18 protein-coding genes are annotated in these 22199 nt (G+C 71.4%); 5 read left to right on the forward strand and 13 right to left on the reverse strand.

Annotated features, from left to right (window positions below; genetic code table 11):
* Positions 1-86: 86 nt before the first annotated feature.
* From moeZ to OG226_RS18585, 12 genes are all read right to left on the reverse strand, one after another.
* Positions 87-1265, reverse strand: coding sequence for an adenylyltransferase/sulfurtransferase MoeZ (gene moeZ / locus OG226_RS18530; protein ID WP_328679219.1), 1179 nt, complete (start codon positions 1263-1265; stop codon positions 87-89).
* A gap of 63 nt (positions 1266-1328) precedes the next feature.
* A complete protein-coding gene (locus OG226_RS18535) occupies positions 1329-2078 on the reverse strand; it encodes a spherulation-specific family 4 protein (RefSeq protein ID WP_328679220.1) in 750 nt (249 codons plus the stop codon).
* On the reverse strand, positions 2066-3025 hold the full coding sequence (locus OG226_RS18540; RefSeq protein WP_328679221.1) for an NAD-dependent epimerase/dehydratase family protein: 960 nt from the start codon (positions 3023-3025) through the stop codon (positions 2066-2068). The genes OG226_RS18535 and OG226_RS18540 overlap by 13 nt, the downstream gene beginning before the upstream one ends.
* Positions 3026-3169: 144 nt before the next feature.
* A complete protein-coding gene (locus OG226_RS18545; protein WP_329349507.1) occupies positions 3170-4672 on the reverse strand; it encodes a hypothetical protein in 1503 nt (500 codons plus the stop codon).
* The gene (locus tag OG226_RS18550) at positions 4669-6405 is read right to left on the reverse strand and encodes a DUF3492 domain-containing protein (RefSeq protein WP_329349508.1); all 1737 of its coding nucleotides are present in this window, start codon (positions 6403-6405) and stop codon (positions 4669-4671) included. Before OG226_RS18550 ends, OG226_RS18545 begins: the two co-directional genes overlap by 4 nt.
* Before the next feature lie 303 nt (positions 6406-6708).
* A complete protein-coding gene (locus OG226_RS18555; RefSeq protein ID WP_328679227.1) occupies positions 6709-8334 on the reverse strand; it encodes an ABC transporter ATP-binding protein in 1626 nt (541 codons plus the stop codon).
* On the reverse strand, positions 8331-9329 hold the full coding sequence (locus OG226_RS18560; protein WP_328679229.1) for an ABC transporter permease: 999 nt from the start codon (positions 9327-9329) through the stop codon (positions 8331-8333). The genes OG226_RS18555 and OG226_RS18560 overlap by 4 nt, the downstream gene beginning before the upstream one ends.
* Positions 9326-10423, reverse strand: coding sequence for an ABC transporter permease (locus OG226_RS18565; protein WP_328679230.1), 1098 nt, complete (start codon positions 10421-10423; stop codon positions 9326-9328). Before OG226_RS18565 ends, OG226_RS18560 begins: the two co-directional genes overlap by 4 nt.
* A 4-nt stretch (positions 10424-10427) precedes the next feature.
* On the reverse strand, positions 10428-12146 hold the full coding sequence (locus OG226_RS18570) for an ABC transporter substrate-binding protein (protein WP_329349509.1): 1719 nt from the start codon (positions 12144-12146) through the stop codon (positions 10428-10430).
* 204 nt (positions 12147-12350) lie between these two features.
* Positions 12351-12443 carry an Ms4533A family Cys-rich leader peptide gene (locus OG226_RS18575; protein WP_328679234.1) on the reverse strand — a complete coding sequence of 31 codons (93 nt, stop codon included), beginning with the start codon at positions 12441-12443 and terminating at the stop codon, positions 12351-12353.
* A gap of 56 nt (positions 12444-12499) precedes the next feature.
* A complete protein-coding gene (locus OG226_RS18580) occupies positions 12500-14035 on the reverse strand; it encodes a DUF3152 domain-containing protein (RefSeq protein ID WP_443067000.1) in 1536 nt (511 codons plus the stop codon).
* 804 nt (positions 14036-14839) lie between these two features.
* Positions 14840-16045, reverse strand: a complete 1206-nt coding sequence (locus tag OG226_RS18585) for an alpha/beta fold hydrolase (protein ID WP_329349511.1) — start codon at positions 16043-16045, stop codon at positions 14840-14842.
* A gap of 170 nt (positions 16046-16215) precedes the next feature.
* Here OG226_RS18585 and OG226_RS18590 point away from each other — a divergent pair, with 170 nt between their 5' ends.
* The 4 genes from OG226_RS18590 (at position 16216) to OG226_RS18605 (ending at position 18084) form a co-directional block, all read left to right on the forward strand.
* Positions 16216-16401, forward strand: a complete 186-nt coding sequence (locus OG226_RS18590) for a hypothetical protein (protein WP_328679240.1) — start codon at positions 16216-16218, stop codon at positions 16399-16401.
* Between the two features lie 237 nt (positions 16402-16638).
* Complete coding sequence (locus OG226_RS18595) at positions 16639-17283, forward strand: TetR/AcrR family transcriptional regulator (protein ID WP_328679242.1); 645 nt, start codon at positions 16639-16641, stop codon at positions 17281-17283.
* 134 nt (positions 17284-17417) lie between these two features.
* Positions 17418-17645, forward strand: coding sequence for a DUF3107 domain-containing protein (locus tag OG226_RS18600; RefSeq protein WP_019072095.1), 228 nt, complete (start codon positions 17418-17420; stop codon positions 17643-17645).
* Positions 17646-17814: 169 nt separating this feature from the next.
* Positions 17815-18084 carry a hypothetical protein gene (locus tag OG226_RS18605; protein ID WP_327407088.1) on the forward strand — a complete coding sequence of 90 codons (270 nt, stop codon included), beginning with the start codon at positions 17815-17817 and terminating at the stop codon, positions 18082-18084.
* Between the two features lie 151 nt (positions 18085-18235).
* Here OG226_RS18605 and OG226_RS18610 read toward each other — a convergent pair whose 3' ends face one another.
* Positions 18236-18973 carry a ferritin-like fold-containing protein gene (locus OG226_RS18610; protein WP_329349512.1) on the reverse strand — a complete coding sequence of 246 codons (738 nt, stop codon included), beginning with the start codon at positions 18971-18973 and terminating at the stop codon, positions 18236-18238.
* 479 nt (positions 18974-19452) lie between these two features.
* Between OG226_RS18610 and OG226_RS18615 the strand changes: the two genes are divergently transcribed.
* On the forward strand, positions 19453-22104 hold the full coding sequence (locus tag OG226_RS18615) for a DEAD/DEAH box helicase (protein WP_329349513.1): 2652 nt from the start codon (positions 19453-19455) through the stop codon (positions 22102-22104).
* The last annotated feature ends 95 nt before the right edge of the window (positions 22105-22199 follow it).

Consider the following 22199-nt stretch of genomic DNA (forward strand, 5'->3'; position numbering starts at 1 on the left):
GGGCGGTCGTGCCGACAGGGACGACGGGGGCAGCGGAAAGGGGCCCGGCACGTGTGGTGCCGAGCCCCTTCCGGGAAAGCGTGGGTCTAGTAGACGGGCTTGTCGGGCTCGATCTGGTTGACCCAGCCGATCACGCCGCCGCCGACGTGGACCGCGTCCGCGAAGCCTGCCGACTTGAGGACGGCGAGGACCTCCGCACTGCGGACACCCGTCTTGCAGTGCAGGACGATCTTCTTGTCCTGCGGGAGCGTCTCCAGGGCGGTGCCCATGAGGAACTCGTTCTTGGGGATCAGCTTGGCGCCGGGGATCGAGACGATCTCGTACTCGTTGACCTCGCGGACATCGATGATCTCGATGTTCTCGCCGTCGTCGATCCACTCCTTGAGCTGCTTGGGAGTGATCGTCGAGCCGGCGGCCGCCTGCTGGGCCTCCTCGGAGACGACGCCGCAGAAGGCCTCGTAGTCGATGAGCTCGGTGACGGTCGCGTTCGGGCCGCAGACCGCGCAGTTGGGGTCCTTGCGGACCTTGACCTGGCGGTACTGCATCTCCAGGGCGTCGTAGATCATCAGGCGGCCGACGAGCGGGTCGCCGATGCCAGTGAGGACCTTGATCGCCTCGGTGACCTGGATGGAGCCGATGGACGCGCACAGCACGCCCAGGACGCCGCCCTCGGCGCAGGAGGGGACCATGCCGGGGGGCGGGGGCTCCGGGTAGAGGCAGCGGTAGCAGGGGCCGTGCTCGGACCAGAAGACGGAGGCCTGGCCGTCGAAGCGGTAGATCGAACCCCACACGTACGGCTTGTTCAGCAGCACGGCGGCGTCGTTGACCAGGTAGCGGGTCGCGAAGTTGTCCGTGCCGTCGACGATCAGGTCGTACTGGCTGAAGATGTCCATCACGTTCTCGGCCTCAAGCCGCTCTTCGTGGAGGATCACGTTCACGTACGGGTTGATGCCCAGCACGGAGTCGCGCGCCGACGCGGCCTTGGAGCGGCCGATGTCGGCCTGGCTGTGGATGATCTGGCGCTGCAGGTTCGACTCGTCGACCTCGTCGAACTCCACGATGCCGAGCGTGCCCACGCCCGCCGCGGCCAGGTACATCAGCGCCGGCGAGCCCAGACCACCGGCGCCCACACAGAGCACCTTGGCGTTCTTCAGCCGCTTCTGCCCGTCCATGCCCACGTCGGGGATGATCAGGTGGCGGGAGTACCTGCGGACCTCGTCTACGGTGAGCTCGGCAGCCGGCTCGACCAGGGGTGGCAGCGACACGGGGACTCCGTTGGTCGGTCAATCACTACAGTTGTTCTCCCGGTAACACTGCCATGCCCTTCTTCATTCCGAGACACCCGTTCCGATCCGCGAGACGATCTCGTCCCAGTAGCCGGGCATGGTCTCCCAGGGGTCGGTGCGGCCGCCGTGATCGGTGCGGTCGGTGAAGTAGATGGTCGAGGCGCCCTGCCAGCGGGCGATGCGCAGCGCCTCGTCGAGATGGCCGCGCGGGACGCCGTGCACGAAGTGGCAGAAGCGCTCGGGCGGGTAGTCGGCGGTCCACTCGGCCACCTGGGACCAGCGGTAGTCGCTCCACGGCCCGGAGAAGGTCACCAACTGATCGGCGCACTCGGCGTATCCGGGGTACGGATGGGTGCCGTGCCCCAGGACGATGTGGGCGCCGTCACGGATCTCGCGGAGCGCGCCGACCGTGCGGCGGGCCTCGGGAAGCGCGGCCCGTTCGGTGGGACACCGGTCCAGAAGGAAGCCGTCGACCTGGTACCAGTCGCGGTAGCGGTGCGCCTCGGAGATCAGGTCGCCGAAGGTGCGGGCGCCGTGGGCTGCGTCCAAGTGGCCGAGGACGCGGACACCGGTGTTGCGGAGCCGCCCGGCCGCCTCCAGGCAGTGCGGGTCGGGGCGGGCCCCCGGGCCCGAGGAGACGTTGAGGACGACCCAGTCCAAGGGGGTGCCGGGGCGGGTGAGTTCGCCCCATTCGGTCGGCGCGACCAAGGGGTGCGCGTAGCCGGGGATGCCGAAGCCGGTACGGACACCGGTGCTCGCGGTGCCCGGGGTCGTGCTGGTCAGATGCGGCATGCCGCCTCCATCCAGATGTCGGCGAGGGACTCTTCCAGGTTGATCCGGGGTCGCCAGCCGAGCCGGTCGCGCGCGGTGCGCACATCGGCCTGCTGCCAGCTCCCGCAGCCGTCCGGGTACGGGTACGCGACCGGGGCCGCGTGGTCGGGGTCGGTGCGGGGATGGCCGATGGCCGCCCTCAACGGGCCGGGTGGGCCGTCGAGTTCGTGCAGCGCGCCGCCGTATCCGGCGACGCGGGCGAGGACCGCGGCGGCGTCGCGCAGCCGGACCGCGCGGCCAGAGCCGATGTTGATGACGCCCTGCGCGGCGGAGAGCGAGGCGGCGTGGACCGCGCGGGCCACGTCCCGTACGTCGACGAAGTCGCGCTGCGCGCCCAGGCCGCCGAGCTTGAGTTCGCCGTCGCCGGACTGCATGGCCCGGCGCATGGCCTCGGCGAGCCGGCCGAGCGGGGAACCGGCGGGCGTGCCGGGTCCGGCGGGCGAGAAGACGCGCAGCACGACGGCGTCGAGGCCGGAGCCCAGGACCAGTTCGGTGGCGGCGAGTTTGCTGACGCCGTACGGGCCGCCGGGGCGGGGTACGGCGTCCTCGGCCGTGGAGGAACCGGGCTGGCTGGGGCCGTACTCCGCGCCGCACCCGATCTGCACGAGCCGGGCTCCGCAGCCGCTGCGGCGCAGGGCCTCGCAGACGGTGGCGACGGCGACGGTGTTGTGCCGGACGAGTTCGCGGGCGCCGCCTCTGGTGGCACCGGCGCAGTTGATGACGACTCCGGGGTGGACGGCGTCGAGGAAGCGGGTCAGCGCTCCCGGGCTGCCGGTCGCGAGGTCGAAGCGGACGTCGGCGTCGTCGCCGCGGCCGAGCGCGGTGAGCTGGACGGCCGGGTCGGCGAGCAGGCGGTCGGCGACGAAGCGGCCGAGGTAGCCGTTGGCTCCGATCAGCAGGACCCTCATCGGACGGCTCCCGGGGCCGACTCTCCGGATCGGGAGGTGATCATCTGGTGTTCTCCTTCACAGGGTGATGCGGTTGCCTCCGGCGGTGGGGCCGGGCGCCTGCGGCTGGGTGACGCCTCTGGTTGGTGCGGGTCATCGGCGGCGTCACCGCGGCTCGTTCGCCGGCGCGTGCGCGGAGGCTCTGGTCAGCGTGCGGGTGGTGTGGAACAGGAGGGTCAGGGCGGCTGCTCCGCAGGCCAAGGCAGGGATGCCGCCCGCGCCCCAGGCGTCCAGGACGATTTCGACGGGGGTGGCCAGGAAGCCGCAGCCGGGAAGCCTGCCGATGAGATCCAGAGCCAGGGCCGTCGCCTCCGTCGCGGCCGCCCAGCCGAGCACGAGGGTCGGGGCGCGGGTGAAGCCGTGGACGGTGAGGAGGCGGGCGAGCAGCAGCAGGGCGCCCAGGGCGATGGTCTGGGCGTACGCGGCGGGCTCGCCCAGGGCCGCGCCGCAGAGGGCGAGGAGGGCGGTCAGGGCGCACAGGAACAGGGCGAACGTGCCGAGGAGCAGCGGCCGTACGGAGTCGGCGAAGTCCTCAAGTCCGCGACTGGTCGCGAGCTTGCGCCGGGCACGTACGGCGAAGCGGTGGGCGCACCAGGCCGCAGGGGCGCAGGCCAGGGTGAGGGCCAGGACCGGTGTGGTGGCCGTGGGCCAGGCTCCGCCCGCGAGGCCGGTCGGCAGGCCGTCGGGTCCGCCGTCGTCCGCGGCGCGGAGCAGGCCGTCGCCGAGGAGGGCGTAGGCGAGCAGCCAGTACGTCCACAGGCGGGTGCCGGGGGGCGTGCGCCACGCGTGCGTGCCGGGCGGGTTGCTCAGCGGGCCGCGGCCGAGGGCCACGCGTACACCGAGCGCCACGGCGAGCACACCGCCGACGGCCATCGCCAGTCGCAGCCGACCGTCCGTGAGCCGCACGCCGGTCACGGCCGCGGCGCAGAGGACTCCGGGCAGGAGGGCGAGTACGGCCCAGGCGGCTCGGGGTGGTTGCGCGGTCATGGCGTCGGAGGGCGGGGCCGCCGCGTCGTCGCGGGGCACGCGTGCGTACATCTCCTCGGCGAGCGAGAACACGTCCCGGTGCCGGAAGCGGGCGGCGGTCCGATCGGTGACGCCGTGGGCCTCCAGCCCCGCCGCGATCTCCAGCGGGTCGACTGCCCGTTCGCACAACTCGCGGTGGCGGTGCATCAACGCCTTGACCGGGTCGGCGGCGCCGCGGCGGGTGGGGGCGGGCTTGCGGTCGGTCGCGCGGGAGGTTGGCGCGGGCGCCGTCCGGGGGTACGGCTGCTGCGCGTCAGCTGCGGGGCGGGCGGCGCGTGGAGCAGGGGCGGTAGTGGTCCGGGCGGTGTCGTAAGTGTCCGGGCCGGCGACCGGCACGGCTTCGTCACCGTCCACGGCGACACCGGCATCACCGTCGTCCTGACCGGCGACCGGTACCGCTTCCCCACGGTCCACGGCGACACGGACGTCACCGGCGTCCTGGCCGACAGCCAACTGCTCGCCCGGCGCTTCTCCCTCCGTCTCCGACTCCCCGCTCTCCCCGAGCCACTCCTCCGACCGCGCGTCCCACGCCCCCGCGCTGCCGGGTGTCCCGGGGCGGTCGAGTTCGCCGAGGCCGCTCATCGGGCCGCCTCCGTCGTCGGCAGCGGAGTCGTGGCGCGTGCCGGTGTTCCCGTCGCCGTTGCCCAGGCGGGGCCGCCGCGGGCCACGACGCGGGCCATCGGGCCGGTCCAGCGGCCGGGGACGTGGGACTCGGCGGGGGCAGCGAAGGGGAGGGGATCGCCCGACTCGTCGAGGACGACCCGGCGTACCGGGGAGTGCGAGACGATCTCCAGGTAAATGCCGTGAAATGCCGCGATGTTCTGCTCGACGGTGAACAGTTCGAGTGCGCGGGCGCGTGCGGCGGCGCCCAGGCGCTCACGGCGCTCGGGGGCGCGCAACAGGCTCACGCAGGCCTCCGCGAGCGCCCGTGGATTGCGCGGGGGCACGACGAGCCCCGTGCCGCCGATGACCTCGACCACCGCGCCGACGTCCGTGGAGACGGTCGCCCGGCCGCAGAACATGGCCTCGACCAGGCTGAGCGGGAAGCCCTCGACGACGCTGGAGAGGACGATCACCGTGCCGGCCGCGTACGCCTCGGCGAGCGTGGGGGCGTCCGGGCCGCCGATCTCCTCGAAGGACACCGGGTTGTCGCCGACCGCGTGCACGCCCTCGGCCTCGTCGGGGAAGAGCTGGGCGGCCAGCGCCCGGCAGTGGCCCAGGTAGGCCTCGCCCTCGGCACCGGACGGCGCGCCGACGATCCTCAGGCGCGCCTTGGGCTCGTCCTTGCGGATCTCCGCGAAGGCGTGGAGCAGCGAGATCAGGTCCTTCGCGGGTTCGACCCGGCCGACCCATACGAGCGTGTCCGGGTCCGCGCCGTCGGGCGCCTCGCCGACCTCCGCGAAGCGGGTCGCCTCCATGCCCGGGTGGACCGTGCGGAGCTTCGTACGGTCGGCGCCGCAGCGTTCCTGCCAGCGGCGGGTGTGGCTGTTGCCGGGGGTGATCAGCGTGGCCCGCCGGTAGATCTCGGCGGCCAGCCTGCCGTGGAAGGCGGCGAGCAGGGCGCGTACGGCGGGCGGGGCGTCGGCGGAAGCCAGGTAGTGCGTCCGCAGTTGGACGCCGTACTCGGTCACGAGCAGCGGTACCCCGGCGAAGTGGCGGGCGAGCAGTCCGGGCAGGGCCGCGGTACCGCCGGCGGTCGCGTGGCAGAGGTCCACGGAACCGAGGGCGTCGTCCTCGTACCAGTCGAGCGAGAGGGGGCGCAGGGCACGTTCCAACTGCGCGGCGACGGTGAGGAGTTCGGGTACGCGTGCCTCGCGTGCCGTGCGGAGTGCGCCGGGCGCACGACAGGCGCGTTCCAGCGCACGTACGGCGCTTTCGGAGCGCAGCGCGCCTACGAGTCCGCCCTCGTCGCGGGCGAGTTCCGCGAGCCCGTACAGCGCGTTGGCGAAACGGTCCGCCACATCGGCGGAGGGCTCCCCCGGTTCGCCGGGCACCCCTTCCGCGGCCTCCGGGGCCTGGCCGTCCCCCTCACACAGGACGGCCGCCAGCTCCTCGTAGCACTCGCCGAACCGCCGACGCGCACGGCGCCCGAGGGTCACCCCGTCGTCCTCGGCGGTCCACAGCGGAGCGGTCCGCACCCGGGCGACCTGGGGCGGCAGTTCGAGCCAGCCCTGGTCCTCCTGCCGCTCGCTGCGACTGAGCGCGTAGATGTCGAACTCATGCTGCCCGAGCCCGCGTACGAGCCGGTCGCACCAGAGTCTGGCGTCACCACTCACATACGGATAGCCACCCTCCGTAAGCAGTCCTATGCGCACGGGTACACCCCCGATCTCCCATATGGGGAGCCGCCGTTGACCCGGCGGCTCGCAGCGGGACGAACGTATGCGGACAAGGCGGTGGCGCGACGGACGGTTGTCCATCGCGCCACCAAAAGGGGTGAACGGGCGTAACTTTCCCGTGCGGATCGCGTTCCGTCGCGCTAAGAGATCAATCGCGCACGGAACGTCAGACCGCTGCCGCGCCGTCGCTACGGCGCCGTAGCGACGCTGCCGTCACGTCGCGGGGACGACACAGTCCCGTCGTGAGGACGGCACCGTCTCGTCGTCGCGACGGCACCGTCACGTCGTCGCCAACTCCCTTCGGGCCGACCTCCGTTGGGCCGCGACCTGGGGATCGAGGGCCGGTACGGCGGCCAGGAGCTGCTTCGTGTACGGGTCCTGGGGTGCGTCGTAGACCTCGTCGGCGGGGCCTTGTTCAACGATCCTCCCGTGTCGCATCACCGCGACCCGGTCGCTGACCTGGCGGACGACGGCGAGGTCGTGGGCGACGAACACGAGCGCGAGGCCGAGTTCGCGCTGGAGTTCGCCGAGCAGAGCGACGACCTGGGCCTGTGTGGTGACGTCGAGCGCGGAGACCGGCTCGTCGCACACGATCACGCGCGGGTCGGCAGCGAGCGCCCGTGCGATGCCGACGCGCTGGCGCTGGCCGCCGCTGAACTCGTGCGGGTAGCGGTCGTAGTGCGCCCCTTCGAGCCCCACGCGCTCCAGGAGTTCGCGTACGCGCCCCCGGATGCTCTCCTCGTCCCGTTCGCCACGCGCGCGGAGCGGGTCGGCGATCGACTCGCCCACACTGCGGCGGGGGTTGAGGGAGGAGACTGGGTCCTGGAACACCATCTGGACGTCGGGGCGGACGCCGCCGCCGGGCTTGATCTCGCCGGCCGTCGGCTTCAGGAGCCCGACCAGCATCCGGCCCAGCGTCGTCTTGCCGCTGCCGCTCTCGCCCACGATGCCGAGGGTCTCGCCCCGGTGGATCGTCAGCGACACGTCGTCCACGGCCGCGAACGCCCGCTTCCCGCGCCCGAATTCACGCCGTAGGCCCGTCGCCTCCAGAACGACCTCCGCGGGCGCTGAGGACGCCGCCGAGAGGGCACGTGGGGCGTCCACGCGCGGGACCGCGCCGAGCAGGTCCCGGGTGTACGGCTCGGCCGGCGCCCCGAGGACGGTGCTCACCGGCCCGTGTTCGACGGCCCGCCCGTGCCGCATGACCAGGATCTCGTCGACGCTCTCGGCGGCGACACCCACGTCGTGCGTGACGAGCAGCAGTCCCAGGCCGGTCTCCTCGCGCAGCGTGTGCAGCAGGTCGAGGATCTGCGCCTGGACGGTCACGTCGAGCGCGGTCGTCGGCTCGTCGGCGATCAACAGGTCCGGCTCGCAGGCCAACGCCATGGCGATGAGGGCGCGTTGCCGCATGCCGCCGCTGAACTCGTGCGGGCGCGAACGGGATCGCCGTACCGCGTCCGGAATGCCCACCCGGTCCAGTACGTCGACGGCACGCGCGCGTGCGGCCCGACGGGACACGCGCGTGTGCACCCGGTAGACCTCGGCTATCTGGTCACCGATCGCGTAGTACGGGTCCAGGGACGACAGCGGGTCCTGGAAGACCATCGCGGCCTTCCCGCCGCGCAGCCGGTGCAGATCCGCGTCGGACGCCTCCTGCACGTCGATGCCGGCCACCCGCACCGAGCCACCGACGTCGGCGCCCGTGCCGCGGTGCAGCCCCAGCAGGGCCGAGGCGACCGTGGACTTGCCCGAGCCGGACTCGCCGACCAGCCCCAGCGCGGCACCCTTCTCCAGCCGGAAGGAGAGGCCGTCCACGGCCCGCAGGGACCCGAACCCGACCGTCAGGCCGGTGACTTCCACCAGGACGTCCGCCAGGACGTCCACCGAGCCGTCCGCCGAACTCATGCGAGCACCACCCGTCGGTCGGCCACCGCGTACAGCACGTCCGCGACGGCGTTGGCGATGACCACGAAGAAGCCGATGACCAGGACCATGCCGACGACCACCGGCAGATCGACGACATTGACAGCATGGACGAGTTCCTGTCCGATGCCGGGCAGCCCGAACAGCGTCTCGGTGAGCACCGCGCCGCCGACCGCCGAGCCGACGTTGTTGGCGTTGAGCGCGATGATCGGCGCGAACGCCCCGCGCAGCGCGTGCCGCCCGATGATCGACCGCTCCCCCACGCCGTACGCGCGGAAGGTGCGGATGTGGTCCTCGGCGAGCGTCTCCAGCATCGACGCCCTGGTGAGCCGCGCGAACGCGGCGGCCTCGATGAGCGCCAGCGAGAGCCAGGGCAACAGCAGGTTCCAGGCCCACTGTTCGGGGTCGTCCGTGAGACTCACGTACTGCGGGAAGGGCAGCAGTTGGAGCTGCCCGCAGACGACGATCATCAGCACCAGGCCGATCACGAAGACCGGGGTGGCGACGCCCGCGAGGGTGATGCCGGTCAGCAGGCGCTCGGTGAACCGGCCGCGCCGCCACGCCGACAGGATGCCCGTGCCGACCCCCAGGATCAGCCAGAGCACCATCGCGCCGAACACGAGCGACAGGCTGACCGGCAGCTTCGCCAGGATCAGCTGCGTGACCTGCTGGTCGCCCTGGTACGACTGTCCGAGGCAGGGCGCCGAGCAGTGCTCCACGGAGGTGCCCGTGGAGTAGTCCTGGCCGACGAGGATGCCCTGGAGGAAGTGCCAGTAGCGCAGGTACAACGGGTCGTCGAGCCTCAACTGCTGCGCCACCTGGTGCACTTGCTCCGGGGAGCAGCGCGGGCCGCAGGTGATCTGGGCGACGTTCCCGGGGGTGACGAAGAAGACCACGTAGACGATCACCGAGATGGCGAACAGGGTGATCACGGTGCCGACACCGCGGCGCAGGACGAACCCTCCGAAGCCACTCATCCCTGGGCCTCCTTCTCCGTACCGGCTTCCTTCTTTGCGCTCGCGTCCACCGTGGCCTTCTTGGAGTTCACGTTCGCAGCCGTGGCCTTCTTGGAGCCCGCGTCCGCCTTCGCCTCTCGCTTGCGGCCCGTGCCGATGCGCAGGCGGGAGGCCGCGCGCGGGTCGAGGGCCGTGCGGATGCCGTCGCCCAGGACGGTCAGCGCCAGGACGGTGACGAAGAGGGCGCCGGCGGGCAGCAGCAGGTACTGCGGGGCGGCCTGGTACCAGACGTCGGCGGCGGTGAGCATCTGTCCCCAGGAGGGCGTCGGCGGCTTCACGCCGACACCGAGGAAGGACAGCGCGGCCTCGGCGCTGATGTTCATCGGGAAGAGGAGCGCGGCGTAGGTGATGACGGGCGCGGCGAGGCCGGGCAGCAGTTCGCGGCGGGCGATGCGCCAGGTGCCCCAGCCGCTGAGCCGGGCGGCGGAGACGTAGTCGAGTTCCTTCAGGGTGAGCGTCTGGGCGCGCACGATCTTCGCGACGTTGCCCCACGCGATCAGCCCGATGACGCCCGCTACCAGCAGGGGCCTCGGGAAGCTGTTGGGCACGATCGCGAGCAGCGCCAACGACATGATCATCAACGGCATCGCCACGATGATGTCGGTGATCCGGCTCAACAGTTGATCAACCCATCGGCTGCCGAGCCCGGCGGCGACACCGATCACGACCCCGATGAAGACCTGCACGACGGTCGCCCCCAGGGCGACGCCGAGCGAGACCCGGGCGCCGTAGGCGAGCCGGGCGAACAAATCGCGGCCGGTCTGCGGTTCGACGCCGAGCCAGTGGTCGCCGGTGATGCCCCCGAGGGAGCCGGTCGGCACGCCCCCGCGCGCGGAGTCGATGAGCGAGGGGTGGTAGGTGAAGGGGTCCTGGCCCTCGATCGCGGTGAGCAGCGGCGCGGCGAGGGCGACCAGGACGAGCAGGGCGACGACGGCCGCCGCGACGAGGGCGGCGCGCTGCGCTCGCAGCCGCCGCCAGAACTGACGGGCCCCCGAGCCCGCCGGGACGGAGAGGTCCGTCCCGGCGGCCTGGGAGGCGACAAGTGCCTCGCTCATGGGGTTACTTGACCGCGACCTGGGAGATGTCCAGGACGCCGGTCCAGTCGCTGATCACGACGTTCCTGATGTCCTTGCCGACCAGTCGCTTGTAGACCGGGTGGAACAGCGGCACGGTCAGGGCCTGCTCGCCGATCTTCTTGTCCAGTGCACCCCATCGCTTGGCGGCCTCGTCAAGATTCGTCAACTTGTTGATCGAATCAATCTCGGCATTGACCGACTTGTCATTGAGCAGGCCGGTGTTGAAGTTCGCGCCGTCCTCGACGATCTGGCGGCCGTCGAAGATCGGGGCGAGGAAGGGACCGCCGGAGGGCCAGTCGGCACCCCAGTGGGCGAGGAAGAAGCCCGGCTCGGTCTTGACGCTGTGGATCTTGTCCTTGTAGTCGTTGATCTCCAGGCCCTGCAGCTTGACGGTGATGCCGGCCTTCTTGAGCGCGTCCTGGATCGCGGTCGCGATCTCCGGGCTGGTCTCGAAGTCCTTGTCGTTGGAGTGCGTCAGCGTGACGGTGACCCCCTTCGGGTAACCGGCCTCCTTGAGCAGTTCCTTGGCCTTGGCCGCGTTGCCTGACGCGCCCGCCGGGAACAGGTCGTACGGGTCGTACCCGAAGGACTTCTGGTTCGGCAGGAAGGTGGTCGCGGACTCGGCCAGCGACGAACCGCCCGCCGCGTTCACCACCGACGAACGGTCGATGGCATACGAGATCGCCTGGCGGACCTTGACGTTGTTGAACGGCGCGACCTTGGGGTTGAACGCGATGTAGTTCGTGTAACCGAAGTGCCCGGTGCCGACGCGCGCGGCGAGTTCCTTGTCACCGGTCACCTTGGCGAGTTCGGCGGGCCCGAGGTTGGTGTCCGTCGTGACAGCCGCGGCGTCCGTCCCCTGGGACGCGGACAACCGCTGGTTGATCACGGACGAGTCGAGCCCCGACTTCACGTCGATCTTGTCCGGGTAGGCCTTGCGCTCGGCGTCCGTCGCGGTGGACCAGTACTTGTTGCGCTCCAGGACGATCGTCTCACCGTCGTTCTGGTTGCTGACGACCTTGTACGGCCCCGACGAGATCGGGTGCTGCTCGTACTTCGTCCCCGTGTCCTTCGCCTTCGGGACGGGTGTGAACTGCGTCTGCGTGGCGAGGTACGGGAACTCGCCCTCGGGCTTGTTGAGATGGAAGACGATGGTCCGACTGTCGGGCGTCTCGATCGCGCTGAGCCCCTTCTTGTCCTTGTACGGCCCCTGGTAGTCGGCCGCGCCGACCAGCCAGTCCCGCAAGTAGGGCGCGCCGCCGGAGAGTTCGGGGGCGAAGGAGCGCTCGATGCCGTACTTGATGTCGGCCGAGGTGATCGCCGTACCGTCCTCGTACTTGAGGCCCTTCTTCAGGGTGTACGTCCAGACGGTCGCGTCCTTGTTGGGGCGCCCGGTGTCGGTGGCGAGGTCCGGGACGACCTTGGCGCCGGCCGCGCCGTTCTCGCGGTTGCGAGTGGTAAGGGTGCGGAAGACGAGGGAGGGGACGTTGCCGCCGCCTGAGGTGTACAGGCGGGCCGGGTCGAAGTCCTCCTGGGGCTGCGCGTTCAGGACCGTGAGCGTGCCGCCCTTGTGGGGCGTGGAGTCGCCGCCGGACGCCTTGGCATCGTTGTCCTTCGGCCCGCAGGCGGCGGCGCCCGCTGCCACGGCCAGGCTGACGGATGCCACGGCCACGCGCCGGGCTATGACGGACGGTTGACGCATCGGAATGACGACCTCTCGGATGACTTTCGAGGATCCCGCTGGGGTCTCCAGGAGATTTCTCGAATAGTGAGACTGATGGACGAGGAGTGAGACGGAAGTGAACAGCCGTCTGCCCAGGCGTCAGGTCGTCGAAAAAGCCCTGCCGAGTTCACACGGGCAAGGGCGTGGTGGTGCGGGTCGCGACACGAACGCCAGGGGCGGTGTTCAGCGACAGAGGATGTCGGCCACGCAGATCGGGGTCACGCCGATGAGCGCCAGCTCGATGGCGGCGCGGTTCGGAACATGACTAGACCACATGCGCAAAAATATGATGGAAGTTGCGGCTCGTGTCAATGTGACATAAGCGTCGCCGGTCAACTGCCCGGGTACGGCCAGGGGTTCGGCAGACAGTGGATACCGTCATGATCGAGGAACTTGGTCTGCTGCTGCATGACGGGCGCCAACTCGCCGTCCTTGTCGCAGGTGACGTGCCCGTAGCCGAGACGATGACCGACCTCGTGGTTGATCAACATCTGTCGATACGCGTACATCTTGTCCCCATATGTTGACGACCCCTGCGCCCATCGATACGCATTGATCAACACACGTTCGGTGGCCGCCGAGTCGCACGACACATTGTCCTCGGTGGTGTCGAGCCCCGACTTGGCGCACCACGTGGCAGTGGTACCAGGACTGGCGAGGGTGATCACGAAGTCCGGTTTGCCCGTGTAGATGCGCTCGAAGGTACGGGCGCCGTTGTGGGCCCAGCTCCGCTTGTCGTTCAGCGTCTTCTGCACGGCCTGCGCGAAGAGCGTCCCGTCCAGCCCGAGCCCCTTCTCCACGTCCACGCGGTACGTGTACTTGTGCCCCTTGCCGGGCGCCTTGTCGACACCGGGCACCGCGTCGAACCTGTCCGGCCCCTTGAGCTTCGCGCTGAGCGGGTACTTCTTGGACATCTTCTGGGCGTACGTCAGGGCCACCAGGCGTGGCGTACTGGACGGGCTTGCCTGCGGCGAGGCCGTCTCCCTGGCATCCCGGGCCCGATCGACGGCCGCCTGCGACCGCGTCCCGTCGCTGTCCCCGTCCTTGGCCACCTGCCCGGCCACGATGACGGCCAGCACGGTGGTGACGGCGGCGGCCGCGATACCGGTGTACGTCCGTCCCTTACGGCCCTTGCCGGGCGCGGAGTCGAGGTCGGCAGGGGGCGTGTCGTCGGCGTCGCTCTCGGGGGTCCAGGTGGTGACGGAGCCGTACGGGTCGGAGGGGTGGGTCGCGACGCCGGTCCGGGGCGCGAAGACGTCGTCGTCGCCGTCCGCGTCCGCTTCGAAGGCGTCGACGTATTCCTGCCGGGGACTGCGACCGGCGTGCCCGCCTCGCCGGGGACCGGCTTGAGGGGCCTGGCGCTGCCGGGGGATGGGCAGCCCCGGGCCCGAAGCGGAGGGCGTACCGGCGACGGGATTTTGGGGCATGCCGGGGGTACCGGGCGCGGCTTGAGAAGCGCCGAGCGGCCCACGCGCCCCGCCGGGCCCCACACCGCTCCGCCCCCTCAACTCACCCCAGGCACCCCCGGATTCAGGCTGCTCGGGATGACCGCCACGCGCGCGTGTGGTGCCGTCGGACGAGCGAGGGATCCCGCGCGCGGGAGTGCCATCGGGCAGCCTCGGAAACCCATGGGCCGGAGTGCCGTCGGGAAAACGGGGAGTGCCCTGCGCGGAGGTGCCGTCCGGCGCACGCGGAACACCGCGAGCCGGTGTGCCATCCGGAAGCCTCGGAAAACCATGAGCCGGTGTGCCATCGGCCAACCGAGGAAACCCATGGGCCGGCGTCCCGTCCGGAAGCCGGGGAACACCGCGCCCCGGAGTGCCGTCAGCGGAACCCGGCGCCCCCTGCGCCGACCAGCCGTCCGGCAGACGCGGGACCCCGCGCGCGGGAGTGCCATCAGGGAGACGGGGCCCTCCAGCCGCAGAACCACCACCGAAGAAACGCGGCGCCCCATGAGCCGGCGTCCCATCAGGAAGACGCGGCCCACCTTGAACGGGCGGTTGCCCCTGGTAGCGCGGCACCCCGTGAGCGGGAGTCCCCTCCGGGGAACGCGGCCCACCTTGAGCCGAAGGCTGCCCCTGGAAGCGCGGTACTCCCTGAGCGGGAGTCCCCTCCGGAGGACGCGGCCCACCTTGAGCCGAAGGCTGCCCCCGGAAGCGCGGCACCCCGTGAGCGGGAGTCCGGTCCACGGAACGCGGTGCATCCTGCCCAGGTGGCGTCCCTTGGAAGCGCGGCACTCCCTGCCCTGGAGTCCCACCCGGGAAACCCGGTACGTCGTGAGCGGGAGTCCCGCCTTGAGGACGCGGCCCGCCTTGAGCTGGTTGGCCAGGGGCCGCACCCTGAGCCCGCAGCCCTCCCCGCGCACCCGCGCCGTCCACCGTCCCCGGACCCGGCATCCCCCGAGCCGGTATCCCGTCCGGCAGGCTCGACGCCCCGTACCCCGGATTCCCGTTCCCAGAAGGCTGCTGTCGGCCAGGTATCACCCCAGCCCCAAAACCGGACCCAGGACCAGCAGAACCAGGCTGGCCCCCCTGCCCCCGCTGCGCCCCCTGAGCCTCCCGAGAAGCACCCCGCCCGCCCGCTCCGCCCTTCCCCGCCCCACCGCTGCCTACGTCCGCGGAGTCACCCTTCGCAGGGGACCTACGGCGACTATGGCGTCCCACGTCGCCCCCTCAACTCCCCGCGTTCGTATCGTCGTTGCCATCGTGCCCGGCGCCGGATCCGGACCCCGCGCCCGTTCCCGCGCCACCGGCATCACTCACCGTACTCACTGAACCGGCGCCCCGGGACCCCCGCGCACCGCTCACGCCACCTCGGCCGAAACCGTCCGCTTCGAGAGCACGACGTCCCCGCGCGGCATCGGCACCCGCACCGTATCCCGTCGGCCCTCCCCGCTTCCCCGGCTTCCCGCCCTCTCCCAACTCCCCCGCGTCCGCGAGGAGTTCACGGAACGCCGCCGCCACCGACTCCGGGTACTCCATCATCGCGACGTGCCCCGCGTCCGGGAGGGACAGCAGGCGGGAGTCGCGGAAGGTGCGGGCCGCTCGCTGGGCCATGCGGTAGCCGACCAGTTGGTCGCGACCGCCGTAGACGAGGAGGGTGGGGGCGAGGACGCGTTCGGCCTGGCGCCAGAGGCCGTGTTGACCGCCCAGGGTGTACGCGTTGACGATGCCCCGGGAGGAGCGGGCCATCGCGTCCCAGAAGTACGGGAGTTGGAGGCGTCGCTCCAGTTCCTCGACCGCGTACCGGAACGCCTCCGGGGTCACCTGGCCGGGATCGCCGTAGCAGAGGCCGAGGACACCGCGGACGCGCTGTTCGGCTGTCCACTCCCTGCTGATGCGGGTGAACAGGGACGCGACCCCCGGGAGGCCCAGCAGCGCGGTCGGTACCGCCGAGCGCTGGACGCGGATCTCCGGCAGGGCCGGGGAGATCAGCGTGAGCGTGCGGACGAGGTCCGGGCGCACCGCCGCCACGCGCGTGGTGATCGCGCCGCCGAGTGAGTTGCCGAAGAGGTGCACCGGGCCGCGCCCGGCCGCGTCGAGGTAACGGATGACCGCGCGCGCGTGCCCGGTGACGGAGTAGTCGCCGTCGTCCGGTGGCGGGGAGTCGCCGAAGCCCGGCAGGTCCAGGGCCTCGCTCTCGACCAGGCCGTCGAGTTCGGCCATGAGCTGCGACCAGTTCTGCGAGGAACCGCCGAGCCCGTGGACGTACAGCGCGGGCGGCAGTCCTTCGCGCACCGCGTCTCTCGACCGCACCGTCAGGGTGATCCCCGGCAACCCGACCGACCTGAGCCGCTCCCCCTCGCCGACCCTGACGGGCGCCACCTTGGGGAGCACGCTGGTGGCGGCCGACACGGAAGGCAGCTCTGTCGAAGACATGCGGCAATGTTACGAGACGATCACGCAGTAGCTCGTGTGTTCGCCGTCACAAGCCGCACGGCAGCCCTTACGGCAACCCTTCTGCGGACCTACGACAGCCCACGGCGTCCGCCATGGCACCCCTGCCCACAGTCTCCTAGGCTCAGGACGTACCAGGAAGGGAGTCCGCCATGACCGTCGACCCCAGCGATCCGGAGACCTTCGAGGACGAGAGCGACACCCCGTTCGACGTAGAGGCCCCCGAGGACGACACCGCCGACGAACAACCGACCGACGTCGACCCGGCCAAGGCCAACGAGGCCGACGTCGCCGAACAGGCCCGCGTCGTCGCCCTCGACGAAGACGACTACCGGTGACATCGACCGGCCCCTTCAACAGGCGGATCAACGGGCGGACCGAGCCTCTTCAGTAAGAAGAAGCCACTCAACCTCCAACCGCCCGCGACCTCTACATCCACTTCTAGGGGCATTCGCGCCACTTTCACCATCGTCCGGTACGTGAAATTCTGCGCTCGCACCGCGCACACCACGGTTACCGAAAAGTACGATGGCGGCGCGGCGCTCACCGCATGAGGACGACATTTGGGAGGCGGCGTGACAGCCATCGAGCAGACAGAGGCGGCGCGCCCGCGGGGCACCCGCCTGCCGCGCCGTGCCCGACGGAACCAGTTGCTGGGCGCCGCCCAGGAGGTCTTCGTCGCGCAGGGCTACCACGCGGCCGCGATGGACGACATCGCCGAGCGCGCCGGCGTCAGCAAGCCGGTGCTCTACCAGCACTTCCCGGGCAAGCTCGACCTCTACCTCGCCCTCCTCGACCAGCACTGCGAGTCGCTGATCCAGGCGGTGCGCACCGCGCTCGCGTCGACGTCGGACAACAAGCAGCGCGTCCGGGCGACCATGGACGCGTACTTCGCCTACGTCGAGGACGACGGCGGCGCCTTCCGGCTGGTCTTCGAGTCGGACCTGACGAACGAGCCCGCCGTGCGCGAGCGCGTCGACAAGGTGACGAACGAGTGCGCCGAGGCGATCTGCGAGGTCATCGCCGAGGACACCGGCCTGTCGCGGGACGAGTCGATGCTGCTGGCCTCGGGTCTGGGCGGTCTGGCCCAGGTCGTCGCCCGCTCCTGGCTGCACAGCGACCGCAGCGTCCCGCGCGACCAGGCGGTCCAGCTGCTGGCCTCGCTGGCGTGGCGCGGCATCGCCGGTTTCCCGCTGCACGGCAGCGAACAGCACCACTGACGGTCGTTTGTTCCCGTGGGCTGTTCGCTCTTGGCGTTCCGGCGCGGAACATCTGCGCCCCCTCGCCGGGCTAATGTGTGCTGCGTACGGCGCGGAAGATCGCGCACTTTGCTGACCGTCGGAGGGACATAGCCGTGGAGGTCAAGATCGGCGTGCTGCACACGCCTCGCGAGATCGTTCTGGAGACCGGTCAGAGCGCCGAGGAGGTCGAGCAGGCCGTGGCCGAGGCGCTGACCGGGAAGGCTCCGCTGCTGAGCCTCGTGGACGAGCACGGCCGCAAGGTCCTCGTCCCCGCCGACCGGCTCGCGTATGTCGAGCTCGGCGAGGCGGCCCCGCGCAAGGTGGGCTTCGGCGCGCTGTAGTCGCGAACGCGCGAGGGGGCCCGGTGACCGTGAAGGTCACCGGGCCCCCTCGCGTTTCCACCACAGATGGAGCACAAGTCACCCACAGGGGAGGATTGCATTCCGCAGGTCACGGGTATGACCGGCTACGACCGCACAACGACGACGGCCGTGGGAGGGACCCCCCGTGATGATCCTGGAAGCGCTCGGCTCCGCCGTGCTGGGTGTGCTGCTCGCATGGGCCGCCACGCACCGGCTCGCACACCGTCTGCCGACCCGCCCCCTGGTGTTCTCCACGGGTGTCGCCGGAGCCCTCTTCGGGGACTTCGTCACCCACAGCGCGCTGGGCCCCGGCAGCGGCCTGGCGAGCCTGCTCGGCGCGGCGGTCGTCTCGGCGGCCTCGCTCTCGCTGCTCCTTCGACCCTCGCGACGGCTCCGGGGACGATCCGCCCCGGCGTAACTGACCGGGGTCGGCGAATCCCAGTGCGGTTGGGCGGCGCCCCAAAGGGGCGCGGGGCCGCGTCGATACGCGGCTCCGCCGCGCGGGCGCGACCAGCCACGACGGCGCCGCGGCGGAACTACGAGGCATCGCCGCGATTCCGGCGGAGCGCCTAGGCGGCGAGCCCCAGGGCCGCCATCCGCTTGGTGTGCGCCTCGGTGATCCGGGAGAACATCCGGCCCACCTCCGCGAGGTCGAAGCCGTCCGCCACGCCGCCCACGAGCATCGTCGACAGCGCGTCCCGATCGGCGACCACCCGCTGGGACTGCGACAGCGCCTCACCCATCAACCGCCGTGCCCACAGGGCGAGTCGGCCCCCCACGCGCGGTTCCGCGTCGATCGCCGCGCGTACCTTCTCCACCGCGAAACTGGCGTGCCCGGTGTCGTCGAGGACCCCGAGCACCAGCAGGCGGGAGTCCTTGTCGAGGCGGGCGGCGACCTCGCGGTAGAAGTCACTGGCGATCGAGTCGCCGACGTACGCCTTGACGAGGCCCTCCAGCCAGTCCGAGGGCGCCGTCTGCTTGTGGAAGCCGTCGAGGGCGGCGACGAACGGCTGCATCGCGTCGGTCGGCTCGGCGCCGATCTCCGTGAGCCGGTCCCTGAGCTGCTCGAAGTGGTGGAACTCGGCCGACGCCATCTTCGCCAGCTCCGCCTTGTCCGAGAGCGTCGGCGCCAGCTTGGCGTCCTCCGCGAGCCGCTCGAACGCCGCCAGCTCGCCGTACGCGAGCGCGCCGAGCAGGTCCACGACCGCGTTGCGGTACTGCGGGTCGACGGAGGCCGTGGCCCAGTCCTGGGCGGCGACTCCGGTGGGTTCGGCGGGTGCGTCGGAGGCGTTGTCAGCGGTCGTCATGAAGCGCACAATAGCCCGCTCACAGCACGGCGGAAGTCCCTGGTCAATCAGTGTGACGACGACAACGTGACCAAATCGGCCAACGCGTGTGCGTGATTCCGGGGTATGGTGGTAATGCGCCCGCCGAGTATTCGCCGGGCCGCACGAATGAGGATGCCCGGTCGGTGGCCCGATCGGCTCCGACCCGACAGCCCTCCTCGCCCGTACGGCACGTTGCGTACGTCGTTCGGAGGGGGACCCTCAGCGGTTCGAGCGCTAGAGCGTCGGCAGTGGTCCCGTGCAGTACGGCCTGCCCTCGCGGGTTGTCCGTAAGGCAGCCGACGTCCCGGCACGGTCCTGACACGACCCCCGCGCTCGCCTCGCACCGCGCACACAGAAGAGGCAGCACCCTGACTACTTTCCGAGAGCTCGGAATCCTTCCCGAGACCGCTGAGGCCCTTGAGGCCGTCGGTATCGTCTCCCCCTTCCCGATCCAGGAGATGACGCTCCCCGTAGCCCTTTCCGGCACGGACGTCATCGGCCAGGCCAAGACCGGCACCGGCAAGACGCTGGGCTTCGGCCTCCCGCTCCTGGAGCGCGTGACCGTTCCCGCCGACGTCGAGGCGGGCCGGGCCAAGCCCGAGCAGCTGACCGACGCCCCGCAGGCACTCGTCGTGGTCCCCACGCGCGAGCTGTGCACACAGGTCACGAACGACCTCCTGACCGCGGGCAAGGTGCGCAACGTACGCGTCCTCGCCATCTACGGCGGCCGGGCCTACGAGCCGCAGGTCGAGGCGCTCCGCAAGGGCGTCGACGTCATCGTCGGCACCCCGGGCCGACTGCTGGACCTCGCGGGCCAGAAGAAGCTCGACCTCAAGCACATCCGGTCGCTCGTCCTGGACGAGGCCGACGAGATGCTCGACCTGGGCTTCCTGCCCGACGTCGAGAAGATCATCAACTTCCTGCCGGCCAAGCGTCAGACGATGCTGTTCTCGGCGACCATGCCGGGCGCCGTCATCGGTCTCGCGCGCCGCTACATGACGCAGCCCACGCACATCCGCGCCACCTCGCCGGACGACGAGGGCGCGACGGTCGCGAACACCAAGCAGTTCATCTACCGCGCGCACAACATGGACAAGCCCGAGCTCGTCGCCCGCATCCTGCAGGCCGAGGGCCGGGGCCCGGTCATGGTCTTCTGCCGCACGAAGCGCACGGCGGCCGACCTCGCCGACCAGCTCCAGCAGCGCGGTTTCGCCTCCGGCGCGGTCCACGGCGACCTCGGCCAGGGCGCCCGCGAGCAGGCGCTGCGCGCGTTCCGCAACGGCAAGGTGGACGTGCTCGTCTGCACCGACGTCGCCGCCCGCGGTATCGACGTCGAGGGCGTCACGCACGTCATCAACTACCAGTCCCCCGAGGACGAGAAGACCTACCTGCACCGCATCGGCCGCACCGGCCGCGCGGGCGCCAAGGGCATCGCGGTCACCCTCGTCGACTGGGACGACATCCCGCGCTGGCAGCTCATCAACAAGGCGCTGGACCTCGGTTTCCCGAACCCGCCGGAGACGTACTCCACGTCCCCGCACTTCTTCGAGGAAATGAACATCGCCGCGGGCACCAAGGGTGTCCTGCCCCGCTCGGAGCGCACGCGCGCCGGGCTGGCCGCGGAGGAGGTCGAGGACCTCGGCGAGACCGGCGGTCGCGGCGGCCCGCGTGGCCGGGGCGGTCGCGATGGCGGTCGTGGTGGCCGTGACAGCGGTCGCGACGCCGGCCGGGGCGGTCGCGACAACGGCCGTGACAACAACCGCGAGGAGTCCCGTCCCGCCGACACCGAGCGCGCGGCACGCACCCCGCGCCGCCGCCGTCGTACCCGCAACGGCGCCCCGATGGAAGGGACTTCGGCGGCTACGGCCGTGACGTCGTCCTCTCCGGAGGAGACCGCGGTGGCCGCCTCCGAGGACACCACGACCCGCACGCCGCGCCGCCGTCGCCGCAACCGCAACGGATCGACGGGAGAGCAGCTGCCGGCCACGACAGTCACCTCCACGCCCGTCACGCCCGTGTCCGAGGTCGCGGAGAGTGCCGTGGCCACGGCTGAGGATTCGGCCCTGGACGCCCCGACGACGTCGCGCCGTCGGCGTACGCGGAAGTCGGCGGAGCCCGCGGTCGAGACCGCGGCGGTGACCCCGGTGGTCGAGGCCCCCGTGGTCGAGGCCGCGGTCGAGGAGACCAAGCCGCGCCGCCGGACCCGCAAGGCCGCGGAGCCGGTCGAGGCCGCGACCCCCGCTGTTGCCGAACCCGTCGCCGTGGCCGCGGTCGACACGGCCGAGGCCGTCGAGGCCAAGCCGCGTCGGACCCGGGCCCGGAAGACCGCGGCTCCGGTCGAGGCGGTCGAGGTCGTCGACACGGTCGAGGCCGTCGAGGAGACCAAGCCGCGTCGCCGTACCGCGACCCGCAAGGCCGTCGCCGACATCCCCGCGCAGGTCGTCGAGGAGCAGGGCGACGCCGTAGCGGTCGCGCCCCGGCGCCGTACCCGCAAGGTCGCGGAGCCGGTGGTGGAGACCGTGGAGACGCCGGTCGTGGCGGAGACCAAGCCACGGCGGACCCGGAAGACCGCGGCTCCGGCCGAGGTCGTCGCCGTGGACACCGCCGAGGCCGTCGAGGCGAAGCCGCGTCGTACGCGCAAGACTGCCGCCGCTGTTGCCGTAGAGGCACCGGTGGAAGTCGTCGAGGCCAAGCCGCGCCGCACCCGCAAGGCCGTGGTTGCCGCCGAGGCCGCCGTGGACACGGTCGAGGCCGTCGAGAGCAAGCCGCGCCGGGCCCGCAAGACGGCCGCTGCCGTTGCCGTAGAGGCACCTGCGGAGGTCGTCGCCGAGGCCAAGCCGCGTCGGACCCGTAAGGCGGCGGTCGCCGCTGTCGACACGGCCGAGGCTGTCGAGGCCAAGCCCCGTCGGGCCCGCAAGACGGCCGCCACCGCCGAGATCCCGGCGCAGGTGGCCGAGGAGGCGGAGGTCAAGCCGCGTCGTCGTACGACCCGCAAGGCCGCCGAGGCCCCGGTCGTGACGGAGACGGCGGAGGCGCCCGAGGCGAAGCCGAGGGTGCGCCGCCCGCGCAAGACCGCGGCGACGGCGGCAGTCGAGGCCACCGAGGCCTGACCAGCTCAGTGACGCCGATGGCCCGGTCCACTTCACGTGGGTCGGGCCATCGGCGTTCCGCCAGCCCGTCGACCCCGGTTACCCCCTCCCGTCCC

Source organism: Streptomyces sp. NBC_01261, assembly GCF_036226385.1.
In the GTDB taxonomy this organism is placed as follows: Bacteria; Actinomycetota; Actinomycetes; order Streptomycetales; family Streptomycetaceae; genus Streptomyces.